General features: G+C 47.4%; 9 protein-coding genes. 2 read left to right on the top strand and 7 right to left on the bottom strand.

Translation table 11 applies throughout. The features are described from left to right. Window positions 1–185: 185 nt before the first annotated feature. The 4 genes from AAAT87_RS03485 to AAAT87_RS03470 form a co-directional block, all read right to left on the bottom strand. Window positions 186–1,850, bottom strand: a complete 1,665-nt coding sequence (locus AAAT87_RS03485) for an AMP-binding protein (RefSeq protein WP_295024222.1) — start codon at window positions 1,848–1,850, stop codon at window positions 186–188. Window positions 1,851–1,934: 84 nt separating this feature from the next. Further along, window positions 1,935–3,602, bottom strand: coding sequence for an AMP-binding protein (locus AAAT87_RS03480; RefSeq protein WP_296974211.1), 1,668 nt, complete (start codon window positions 3,600–3,602; stop codon window positions 1,935–1,937). A 169-nt stretch (window positions 3,603–3,771) separates the two neighbouring features. Next, window positions 3,772–5,019, bottom strand: a complete 1,248-nt coding sequence (locus AAAT87_RS03475; RefSeq protein ID WP_298532304.1) for an ABC transporter permease — start codon at window positions 5,017–5,019, stop codon at window positions 3,772–3,774. A gap of 123 nt (window positions 5,020–5,142) precedes the next feature. Further along, window positions 5,143–6,354 carry a pyridoxal phosphate-dependent aminotransferase gene (locus AAAT87_RS03470; protein WP_295024216.1) on the bottom strand — a complete coding sequence of 404 codons (1,212 nt, stop codon included), beginning with the start codon at window positions 6,352–6,354 and terminating at the stop codon, window positions 5,143–5,145. A gap of 337 nt (window positions 6,355–6,691) precedes the next feature. Here AAAT87_RS03470 and AAAT87_RS03465 point away from each other — a divergent pair, with 337 nt between their 5' ends. Continuing rightward, window positions 6,692–7,189, top strand: a complete 498-nt coding sequence (locus AAAT87_RS03465; RefSeq protein ID WP_295024214.1) for a DUF4494 family protein — start codon at window positions 6,692–6,694, stop codon at window positions 7,187–7,189. Between the two features lie 150 nt (window positions 7,190–7,339). Further along, window positions 7,340–8,014, top strand: a complete 675-nt coding sequence (locus AAAT87_RS03460) for a YggS family pyridoxal phosphate-dependent enzyme (RefSeq protein ID WP_349225621.1) — start codon at window positions 7,340–7,342, stop codon at window positions 8,012–8,014. A gap of 297 nt (window positions 8,015–8,311) precedes the next feature. Here the strand turns inward: AAAT87_RS03460 and AAAT87_RS03455 are convergent, their stop codons facing one another. The 3 genes from AAAT87_RS03455 to AAAT87_RS03445 all read right to left on the bottom strand — a co-directional run bounded on the left by AAAT87_RS03455 (window position 8,312) and on the right by AAAT87_RS03445 (window position 11,476). Further along, complete coding sequence (locus AAAT87_RS03455; RefSeq protein WP_349225620.1) at window positions 8,312–10,153, bottom strand: M6 family metalloprotease domain-containing protein; 1,842 nt, start codon at window positions 10,151–10,153, stop codon at window positions 8,312–8,314. A 68-nt stretch (window positions 10,154–10,221) separates the two neighbouring features. Continuing rightward, on the bottom strand, window positions 10,222–11,085 hold the full coding sequence (locus AAAT87_RS03450; RefSeq protein WP_349225619.1) for an EFR1 family ferrodoxin: 864 nt from the start codon (window positions 11,083–11,085) through the stop codon (window positions 10,222–10,224). 7 nt (window positions 11,086–11,092) lie between these two features. After that, a complete protein-coding gene (locus tag AAAT87_RS03445; RefSeq protein WP_089542839.1) occupies window positions 11,093–11,476 on the bottom strand; it encodes a DUF1573 domain-containing protein in 384 nt (127 codons plus the stop codon). Window positions 11,477–11,550 lie beyond the last annotated feature (74 nt).

Here is an 11,550-nt window from a genome sequence, read left to right as displayed (position 1 = left end):
CGATCTCTGAAAGGGCAAAAGCTTTCAATTTCAAAGCTTTTGCCCTTTCAGGGCGACTTTGCTTTTTGCCAACATTACCCAGGGCGATGCCCTGGGCTAGGAGCTTTTGGGCTTTCAGCCCGTCTTCGGCTGCCATTATCTAGACTTATGACACACCCTCTTTCAACTTCTTATATCTTTTAGAATTATTCTGCTGTATAGAGGAATCGCTTGATACTCTTTTTAGGAGTCTTCTCAAATTCCTCATCGTGGATGCGGATCTCGCTTACCTTGCTGTAGGCAGGAACCATCGTGTTGAGCTCCTGACGGTTCTGCTCCATAATCTCTTCCAGTTCGCTTCTGCCCAGGTTCAGAGACTGAGCCTCGTCGAAGTCTGGATAAACCAGAGCCACCAGCTTGTCGCCCTTCTGAATTACCACGCTCTCTGCAACGAGGGCGAGAGAATTGAGCTTATCCTCGATTTCCTCAGGATAGATGTTCTGACCGCTGGCGCCGAGCAGCATGTTCTTGCTGCGGCCCTTGATGAATACATTGCCGTCGCCATCCATCGTTCCGAGGTCGCCGGAATGATACCATCCGTTCTCATCGATGGTCTGCTTGGTAGCCTCCTCATTCTTGTAGTAACCCAGCATCACGTTAGGACCCTTGGCAAGGATTTCGCCTGGTACGTTCTCCGGATCCGGACTGTCGATGCGAACCATCATGTGGAGCGCAGCCTTACCGCAAGATCCCGGAACGAAGTTCTTGTAATCTTCGTAGCAGATGATAGGCGCACATTCTGTTGCGCCATAACCCACTGTATATCTGAAGCCCACGCCGTGGAGGAATCTTTCTACTTCCTGGTTGAACGCAGCGCCGCCGATAATCACCTCATAGAAGTTGCCACCGAAGGCATTGCTTACCTGGTCGCAGATCTTCTCCTTCACCTTCTTGCTGATGACAGGCATGTGGAGGAGCATGCGCATACGGTTGTTCTGGATCTTAGGGAATACCTTCTTGCGGATAATCTTCTCGATAACCAGAGGCACAGCGATGATAACTGCTGGCTTGATGCGTCCGAATGCCTCGGCGATGATGGCTGGGCTAGGGATGCGGGTGAGATAGTAAATATGGCAACCCTTGATGAACTCGAAGATAAACTCGAATGCCATGCCATACATGTGTGCCATCGGCAGGATACTGATGATAGAATCTCCTGCCTTGATCTTCTTGCCCAATACATTCTCGGCAAAGTCGGCATTGCTCCACAGGGCACGGTATGGAACCATCACACCCTTGGAGAAACCGGTAGTACCACTGGTATAGTTGATCATGGCCAACTCGTTAGGATCCTGGTCGATATAGTAGTTGACGTGGTTCCTGCGGAAGTACTTAGGATACTTGATGCCAAACATCTCGTTGAGGTGCTCGCGGGCGTATGTCAACTTGTCGGTACGTGAAACCACGAGCGAGTAATCTGGAATGTAGATGATACCTTCCAGACCCGGCATCTTGGTTGCATCTACCTGTGTAGCAACAACGTCGCCCACGAAGAGCAGCTTGGCATCGCTGTGGTTCACGATGTTGTGAATCTGTTCTGGCATGAACTCATGCAGGATAGGTACGGCGATGGCACCATAGGTTAGGGTAGCGAGGAAAGCCACTGCCCAATTGGCACTGTTTCTACCGCAAAGAGCAATCTTGTCGCCCTTTACTACACCGGAGTTCTCAAACATGATGTGCAGCTTCTCGATCTTGCGTGCTACATCGTGATACTGCAAGGTAGCTCCCTTGTAGTCAGTCAAGGCATCCATATCCCAATGGTCTATGATGCTCTGCTGGATAAGTGCGTTAAAGCTAGGAATTTCCATATTCTATTATTTAACGATTTTCTAAGTTTATTTTTTTTCTCGTACTTGAAGTCTCTATCTCTGGATTACGCTTTGTTTCACGTATTATATCACGTCCTGGTAGAGGTAACGCTTGATAGACTTCTTGGCTGTCTTTTCAAATTCGGTGTCGTGCAGCTGGATGCGTGATATCTTTGCAAAGCTAGGCATCTGCATATTCAGTTCCTTTCGGTTCTGCTCCATGATGTTGGCGAGGTCTTCGTCCGAGAATCCCAGTTCCTTGCTCTCTTCCATTTCCGGATGAACGAGTGCCACGAGCTTGTCGTCCTTCTGCAGCACGATGCTCTCGTTGACCATAGCCATAGAGTTGAGCTTATCCTCAATCTCCTCTGGATAGATGTTCTGTCCGTTAGGACCGAGCAGCATGTTCTTGCTTCTACCTCTTACGAAGAAATGTCCGTCGGCACTCATCGTTGCCAGGTCGCCGGTATGGAACCATCCATCTTCATCAATCACGGCATCGGTAGCCTCCTGGTTCTTGTAGTAGCCCTTCATCACGTTGATGCCACGGCAAACCAGTTCGCCTGCCACGTTTTCAGGGTCATCGCTCAGAACCTTCACCTCCATGTGCTTCACGGCAACACCGCAGCTACCTGCCACATAATTGTCCTGATGGGCAAAGGTGATGAGCGGAGCGGTTTCCGTAGTACCGTAACCCATGGCGATAGGGAAGCCGATGCTGATGAAGAAGTTCTCTATCTCCTTGTTGAGTGGAGCACCACCCACAACCACCTCGTAAGGACGATCGCCAAACTTGCGCAATACAAATTCGCGAACTTTCTCCTTGATGCGCTTGTTGATGACAGGCATGTTCATCAGCAGTCGGGCACGGTTGGTCTGGATATGTGGGAACACTTCTTTTCTCACAATCTTATCTACCACGAGTGGTACGGCAAAGATGATGTCTGGCTTGATTTCTGCCAGCGCCTCAGAGATGAGTGTTGGGCTCGGAAGGCGGGTGAGGAAGAAGATGTGGTTACCCATTGCCATATTGTAGATGAACTCGGTCATGAGTCCATACATGTGAGCCATCGGAAGGGTAGAGAGGATGTTGCAGTTCTTGCCGATCTTGGGACTTACCGTATCCATCAGATAATCGAGATTACCCCAGAGGGCTCTGTATGGCAACATCACACCCTTGGAGAAACCTGTAGTTCCGCTTGTGTAGTTGATCATTGCCAGTTCTTCCGGATCATCCACGTGATATTTCACATGCTCAGGGCGGAAGTACTTGGGATATTTATGACCAAACATTGCATTGAGATGCTCGCGGGCGTAAGTGAGTTTCTCTGAACGGGAAATGACGAGTGAATTATCCGGCAGATAGATGATGCCTTCCAGTGTAGGCATTTCATCGGGGGTAATCTCCGTAGCCACCACATCACCCACAAACAGGAGCTTGCTCTCGCTATGGTTCACAATGTTGTGGATCTGCTCTGGTTTGAATTCGTTCTGTATAGGCACGACGATTGCACCATAGGTGATAATAGCCAGGAAAGCTACTGCCCACTGGCTACTATTTCTACCGCAGACGGCAATCTTGTCGCCCTTCTTCACATCGCTGTTTTCAAACAGGATGTGCAGTTTCTCTATCTTTCTTGCAACATCGTGGTACTGGAGTGTAGCGCCCTTATAATCGGTGAGCGCATCCAAGTGCCAATTCTTGATGATGCTTCTCTCAATATACGAGTTAAAGCTTGGTATTGAATTCATTGCACAATTTACAAAATTTTGTGCAAAGGTACAGAAAATACTGCACATCGCAAAATAAAATGTGCATTATTTTATTGATTAGCGTAAAATATTTTAGGAACTAGGTAAAAATATATAGTTTTATCCCATTATTGCCATTTACTGGTGGCAATAATGGGATAATTTAATCCTATTCGTATCTCATCGATTTGGCTGGATGAATATGAGAGATGAGGTAACTTGGTGCTACCAGCATGAAGATGCTGATGAGGAGGGTGGCTACGTTAAGTGCCACGATAAAGAGCCAGTTGAACTCCACCGGTACCGTACTTACGTAGTAAGTCTGGGCATCGAGCTTCACTATTCCCGTGAAATGCTGCAGGGCAAGAAGTCCCAGTCCGATGACATTGCCCAGCATCATTCCCTTGCCGATGATGAATACGGCAAACCAGAGGAAGGTGTGGCGGATGGTCTTGTTGCGGGCACCCAGGGCTTTCATCACTCCAATCATCGAAGTGCGCTCCAGGATGATGATGAGCAATCCGCTGATCATCGTTACGCCTGCCACGATGAGCATCAGTCCCAGGATAATCCATACATTCAGGTCCATCAGGCTGAGCCATTGGAAGATGTTTGGGTTCAGCTCCTTGATGGTGGCGCTGCTGTAGGTTTCTCCGTAATGATCTACGGTACGGTTCACCTTATTGATAATATAGTCTTCCGTCTCGTTGAGCTTGTCGAAGTCCTTCACGGTCAGCTCGGCACCGCTTGCCTGGTCATCCTCCCATCCATTCAGCTTCACGGCTGTATAGAGGTCGGTATAGACCATCAGTTCATCATACTTCTTGAGATTAGTCTCGTAGATGCCCGCGATGGTGAACCGGCGCATTCTCACGCCCTGGTTGTCGATGAAGTAGGCGAAGATGCGCTCCCCGTTCTTCAGTTTCAACTTGTCTGCCATCAGCTTGGAAATCAGAATCTGGTTATGGCTGGCTTTGTCATCAAACTTCGGTATGCTTCCTTCCACCATGTTCTGATGGATGAAGGTAGAATCGAAATCCGGACCCACACCCTTGAGCACTACGCCCAGGAAATCGTTGTCGGTCTTGAGGATTCCTTCTTTCATGGCAAAGCGCTGCACATGTTTCACGCCCGGAATCTTCTGGAGCACCTTCACCATCGAGTCGTTCATCACCACCGGATACTGGTTCTGCTGCTGCAGGGTCATGAAGTCGGCCACCTGGATATGGCTTCCGAAGCCAATCACCTTGTCGCGGATGGTGTGCTTGAATCCCAGCACCACGCATACCGACATGATCATGATGGCGAGTCCGATGGCAACACCGGCTGTGGCAATATGAATAGCAGGGCGAGAAACCTTATGTTTGTCGCCCTGATCACGATATAATCTCTTTGCTATAAACAGAGGAAAGTTCATCTTTTGTAATGTTGAATGTTGAATGTTGTTTGTAATGTTGAATGTTGAATGTTGATTGTTGAATTAATCTTTGTGTCCGTTAGGCAATTCAACATTCAACATTCAACATTACAAACAACATTGTTATAGTCCTTCATCCTCCACTCTTCCCGGATAAGCCTCGAGTGCCTTGGCAAGAACTATCAATGCGCGGTTCAGATCTTCCTTCTTCAAGACGTACGCCATACGCACCTGGTTGCGGCCGGCACCAGGAGTGGTGTAGAAACCTGAGGCTGGAGCCATCATCACGGTCTCGCCCTCATAGTCAAACTCTTCCAGACACCAGCGGCAGAACTTGTCTGAGTCGTCGATAGGCAACTTGGCTACGGTGTAGAAGGCACCCATTGGGATAGGAGAGTAAACGCCCGGAATACGGTTGAGGCCGTCGATCAGACACTTGCGTCGATCTACGTACTCATCATATACATCGCGATAGTACTCCTCTGGTGCATCGAGTGAAGCCTCGGCAACAATCTGACCAATCAATGGAGGAGAGAGGCGAGCCTGACAGAACTTCATCACCGCCTTGCGGATCTCGGCATTCTTGGTAATCAGGGCACCCACACGGATACCACACTCGCTGTATCGCTTGGATACAGAGTCGATGAGCACGGTATTCTGCTCGATACCCTCAAGGTGCATCGCACTGATGTAAGGGCTGCCGGTATAGATATACTCACGGTAAACCTCATCAGAGAAGAGGTAGAGATCGTACTTCTTCACCAGGTCGCGAATCTGGTTCATCTCTCTGCGGGTATAGAGATAGCCGGTAGGGTTGTTCGGGTTACAGATCAGGATGGCACGGGTGCGCTCATTGATGAGTTCCTCAAACTTCTCCACCTTAGGCAGGGAGAAACCTTCCTCGATGGTAGTGGCGATGGTACGGATCTTGGCACCCGCCGAGATGGCGAACGCCATATAGTTGGCATAGGCAGGTTCTGGCACGATAATCTCGTCTCCTGGGTTCAAGCAACTCATGAAAGAGAAGAGCACAGCCTCAGAACCTCCCGATGTGATGATGATATCATCGGCAGTTACGTTGATATTGAATTTCTTGTAATAATCTACTAGCTTCTCACGATAACTGAGATAGCCCTGACTTGGAGAATACTCCAAGATGGTGCGGTCGATGTGTTTCAGCGCATCGAGACCACACTGTGGAGTAGGCAGGTCAGGCTGACCAATATTGAGGTGATATACCTTTACTCCACGTTTCTTTGCTGCGGCAGCCAGTGGAGCCAACTTTCTGATAGGTGACTCTGGCATTTCAAGACCGCGTACAGATATTTCTGGCATCTTTTCTAAATAATTCTTTCTGTTATTAACCCTAGCAAGCAGTTTCCTCTTCCAGGCATGGTACTTACCCAGCCTTATCAGATGAAACAATATCTCGCAAATCGACTGCAAAGATACGTAATTTCATTGAAAATACGTAATAGATTGGGTTAAAATTTGATTTTTTAGTAAAAAACTCTTTATTCTGTTGTTCTTCTCCATTCTTTTTTATAACTTTGCATCATCTTTCGGCGCTTTCACCCTGCCTATCATATAAATTAGGTGGAAAGGGAAGAGGGGGGGCTGGAAAAGGATAATAAAACAAAGATTTTAAACATTAGTAAAAGGAAAAGAAATTATGAGAAGTAGAACAAGCACTTGGTTTGAGACAAAGGTTAAATATCAGAAGACAATGGAGGATGGTTCAGAAAAGGTGGTTTCTGAAGCATACGTGGTTGATGCCCTGAGTTTCACCGAGGCAGAGAGCGCTATTATCGACGAGATGTCTGTCTATGTAAGCGGAGAGTTGAAGGTCAGCGGTATCGGTAAGGCTTGCTATGGAGAGATCTTCTTCAGCGATATTGATGATGATGACAAGTGGTACAAGGCTAAGCTCCAGTTCATCACCATTGATGAAAAGACTGAAAAGGAGAAGCGCTCTAATGTTACATATCTCGTACAGGCTAAGTCTTTGGCTCGTGCACTCCGCTATATCGACGAGGTGATGGGCAAGACTATGATCGACTATGATGTAGTAGGCTTGAACGAGACCAAGCTGATGGATGTTTTCGAGCATCACGCTCCTGGCGACAAGAAGGAGGAGAAGAACGACGTGCCTGAGTACGAGGAGAAATAAATTAATGTTGAGTGTTGAATGTTGAATGTTGAGTTGCCTAACGGGACACAACGGTTAATTCAACACTCAACATTCAACACTCAACACTCAACATTCAACATTCAACATTCAACATTCAACACTCAACACTCAACATTTAACATTCAAGATATGGACTATGATGTAAAAGGAAATCTTCATGAAGTGTTGGGCAGCTTGCCTGCAGGGGTTAGCCTTGTAGCCATCAGCAAGTTTCATCCCAATGAGTTTATTGAGGCGGCGTACGCCGAGGGGCAGCGCATCTTTGGCGAGAGCCATGAGCAGGAACTCGCCAAGAAGGTGGCTTCCCTGCCTAAGGATATCCAGTGGCATTTCATCGGTCATCTGCAAAGTAATAAGGTGAAGTACATTGCTCCTTATATTTCCATGATAGAGTCGGTGGATAGCCTGAAGCTCCTGAAGGAGATTAACAGGCAGGCAGCCAAGCACGACCGCGTGGTGAAGGTGTTGCTGGAACTGCATATTGCCGAGGAAGATACCAAGTCGGGGCTTTCGCTCGATGCCTGCCGTGAAATCCTGGAGGCTGGCGAGTGGAGAGAGATGCCTCATGTGCAGATATGCGGCTTGATGATGATGGCATCGAATACCGATGATGAACAGCAGATTGCCTCTGAATTTGATGAGGCTGCCCAGTTCTTCGATGAGGTAAAGGCAAAGTATTTCGCCGATGATGATGCCTTCTGCGAGCGCAGCTGGGGTATGAGCCACGACTATCATATCGCTGTCAAGCACGGCAGTACGATGGTGCGTGTGGGTACTACCATCTTCGGTCCTAGAATCTATTAAGGTTCTAGAATCTATTGAATAAAAGGAAATAATAAATCCCTAGGCGATAGCTGATATCGCCTAGGGATTTTTCTTTTGTTCCTAATGGGAATTGTATCTGATGTTTTTAATGATTGTCTTCACTGTTAATGATGATTGTCTTCATCATTAATAGCATTTGTTCTTATCATTAATGAAAATCTATGTTCATAACTGTTGAACCTATGTTCAGCACTGCTGAACTTAAGTTCAACACTGTTGAACATACATTCAACGACGCTGAACATAACTTTCTATTCATAGCGTAAGCTTTTCCTCTTAGTATATTACCTTCTTTCCCTTATTGGTGATGTAAAGATGTCCCTTGAGAGGGGTGGTAATCTTTCTGCCTTCCAGGTCGAAGTATTCGGTTGGGGTAGAGGAAGCATCCTTGTCAAGAAGGGTGTGCTCAATACCCGTTGCCTTGAAATCCTTGAGGTAGTCAAAGCTGACGATGCCGGTAGCCTCATCCTTTGCGATGTTGTAGAGTGGGCGGGTAGTCATCGTGCTCCAGTTGAACTTCACTTCTGTCAGACTGTTGATGTCGCTTCCATCCTTTCCTATCTTATAGGCTGGGAACGGATCATTCCAGCAGCTCTCCCAATATTGATCTGCCGTATATTTGTTATTGCCGATATTTGCCTGGTTGATGACCAGACCATCTGCAGGAACAATCGTTACTCTAGGAATACCGATGGTGTTATTAGGGCTGTCCGTGAGATGTACTTCATCGATATCGCTGTAATCGATGCGCCATACCAGCAAGCCGTATCCAGGAAGCGCCTTGTACCAGCCTTCGTTTCTGATGTTCTGGAGGAGGAGAAATTCTCCCTTGGCTCTTTCCATCAATTCCTTCTTTTCCTGGACCGTTGGGTCGGCTATTGAGTAATTCTCGTTGATGCGGAAATTATCTTCGTTCACATCAGCCTCTATCTTGTAGGATTTTGATGCCTGGTCGTATGGTTCCAGGGTGAGTTGCTGCGCCTGTGTATCATCGAGCGTAGTAGGGGTAGCCCATCCCATCAGCATCTTCTGCCATGGTGAATAAGGGGTAGGGCGGTAGCCGTTGTCTGTATATTCGCCTGCATCCATCACATCCCAGAACTCTGGTGACTGGTTGTCGGCATTCTTATACTCGGTATCATAATGATCTGGTAAGCCCATGGTATGAGAGAACTCGTGACAGAAGAGTCCGATGCCATTGATGGAGGGGATTGGGGAATCTGGCGAACCGTTTAACTCGTTGTTGAGACCATAGCGGCAGATTCTGCAACCATTGTAAATCAGATATTCCTGTGGCATGATTTTGTTGCCTGCCACATTATATTTGTAGAAATTGTCGGTACCCGACTTAGGCCAGAGATAGTCGTCGGAATTGCCGCTGATACTCTGCGAATAGCCGGCGTAGATGATGTAAACCAGATCTACGAACTTGTCGCCATTGTTATCATATTTAGAGAAATCAACCTTGTCGGCAGCAGCCTGGGCGCAAGCCTCGCTGATCATCTGCTTGAAATTTTGGTCGTTACCCTTCGAGTCATCCGTTCCGTAATAGGCAGATTCCTTGCTGATGGTATATGGACCTACAATGTCGAACTTTGGGGTGAATTTACCCATGCTGCATTCCTTGAAATACTCCTTTACCGAACCGTAGTTAACATCTTCCTCGTTGAATACCGAAGCATCCTGGCTAGGTACTGCTGTGCCGAAATCGGCATTGAGGTAATGGTTGAAAGTGGCAACGGGATTGCTGCTCTTGAACTTCACGTCCTGGAAATCTACCAGGATAACCAGCGCCTTGGGCGATCCTGAATGAGGGAAATAGGCTGGGGCTATTGATCCAATGCCTTTTGCTCTAGTCTTGAGAGTATTGATAACTGTAGCTTTTCGGGCATTGAGCGTCTCGGTAGAGATGATTTCGTATTTCCCGTTATCACTCTTCTTCAGTGGAGTGCCGTCGAGAAGCGAGTAATATGAAAAATGCTCATCTCCATGGAGAGTTGCTGATACGATGGTACCATCTACCAGTTGCAACTGGGTGATACCTGGTTTCGCCTTGACTGCAAACATGGTAGTGGCAGACATCCAAGCGAGTGTTAGGCATAGGATAATCTTTTTCATCATTATTATGGATTAGTTACAGAATCATTATTATGGATTGGTTCTGGATCCCGCTTCAGAAGGGGCAATTATCTGAAATAGTATTGTCCCTTCTTCTGAGTCTGGTTTCCAAACTCAATGGCGTGATGCGGACAATGGTGATAGCAGGTAAAGCAGGTGAGGCAATCCTTATGGTGCAGCCAGACTGGATATTCGCCATGTCCGCCCTTGATATCACCTACCGGACATACGTTGGCACAGATGCCGCACTTCACGCATCGGTCTTTCTCTACGTGGAAACGCTTGTCGGTGATGAGTACATTCTCGAAGAAACCACCCACCACCTTGGTGAAGAACCATGGGATAGGGCCTTTGACCAATCGGTTGATGCCTTCCTTGCGGTCGAAGATTTCCTCACAGACAACGGCAAGTTCCTGTGCAGCATTCTCCTTCTTCCGGATTTCACGCTCCTTCGGATCCACATCCATGAACGGCAGACCGATGTACGATTCCGGCATGATGAGAGAGTAGGAGGATGAAACCTCCGTAATGCCCAGAGCCTGAAGCGATGGGTTCAGGGAAATCACCTCGTTGAGATTCTCTATGGTTAGTCCGATGCTGTCGCCTGCCGTGCAGACGCAATAGGCGAAGGGGCGATTCTTCAGACAGTCATCGGCTTTCGCCTTGTTTCCGCCAGTGGCATCAGATGGTTCTCTCAGAATCTTCATCTTGCTGATAAATTCCCTTACCAGTTTCGGCACACGCCATCCATGTACGGGGAAAACGAATCCGAGCCGTTCATTCTCTTTCTGAATAAACGGCTCGGCTAAGTTATGGCTTGAATCATCTGCCCTCATATAAGGAGCGATGGATATCAAGTCTTCACGAGTAGCCGCCGCCAGTTTCGACGCCGCCCACTTGGTATTTCCTGTTCCAGAAAAATAAAATATCATATCAAGCTTACTTCTTCTCGTTCATCACGCCCTCTATATAGATGCGCGACATCTCTACATTGCCATTGGTACGAACGGTGATGCTCTTCTTGAAATGACCAGGGAACATACCCTTGCCATTGTAGGTAACACTGATCTGTCCCTTCTGACCTGGAGCGATTGGCTGCTTGGTATAAGATGGCACGGTGCAACCGCAGCTAGCGATAGCCTGGTTGATGACGAGAGGCTTGTTACCTACATTGGTGAAGGTGAATACTGCCTTCTGCACAGGAGCGGTCTCTTCGAAAGTACCGAAGTTGTGCACTACCTTTTCAAACTTGATTTCTGCCTGAGCTGAGGCTGTTGCTACCATAGCTACGAGCATCGTCAAAGCCAATATGATTCTTTTCATCTTTATATCCTTTCTTTATTAAATTTACTTATTGATGTACCTTAATATATTAATTATATGCTAATTGGATGCAA

The organism is Segatella sinensis (assembly GCF_040095255.1).
Lineage (GTDB): Bacteria > Bacteroidota > Bacteroidia > Bacteroidales > Bacteroidaceae > Prevotella > Prevotella sinensis.
This window is presented reverse-complemented; position numbering and strand designations above follow the sequence as displayed.

What these genes read in the sequence shown, in the direction of transcription:
- AAAT87_RS03470 (WP_295024216.1), bottom strand. Translation starts at nt 6,354, where the DNA reads ATGCCAGAAATATCTGTACGCGGTCTTGAAATGCCAGAGTCACCTATC.
- AAAT87_RS03445 (WP_089542839.1), bottom strand. Translation starts at nt 11,476, where the DNA reads ATGAAAAGAATCATATTGGCTTTGACGATGCTCGTAGCTATGGTAGCA.
- AAAT87_RS03480 (WP_296974211.1), bottom strand. Translation starts at nt 3,602, where the DNA reads ATGAATTCAATACCAAGCTTTAACTCGTATATTGAGAGAAGCATCATC.
- AAAT87_RS03450 (WP_349225619.1), bottom strand. Translation starts at nt 11,085, where the DNA reads ATGATATTTTATTTTTCTGGAACAGGAAATACCAAGTGGGCGGCGTCG.
- AAAT87_RS03460 (WP_349225621.1), top strand. Translation starts at nt 7,340, where the DNA reads ATGGACTATGATGTAAAAGGAAATCTTCATGAAGTGTTGGGCAGCTTG.
- AAAT87_RS03465 (WP_295024214.1), top strand. Translation starts at nt 6,692, where the DNA reads ATGAGAAGTAGAACAAGCACTTGGTTTGAGACAAAGGTTAAATATCAG.
- AAAT87_RS03455 (WP_349225620.1), bottom strand. Translation starts at nt 10,153, where the DNA reads ATGAAAAAGATTATCCTATGCCTAACACTCGCTTGGATGTCTGCCACT.
- AAAT87_RS03485 (WP_295024222.1), bottom strand. Translation starts at nt 1,850, where the DNA reads ATGGAAATTCCTAGCTTTAACGCACTTATCCAGCAGAGCATCATAGAC.
- AAAT87_RS03475 (WP_298532304.1), bottom strand. Translation starts at nt 5,019, where the DNA reads ATGAACTTTCCTCTGTTTATAGCAAAGAGATTATATCGTGATCAGGGC.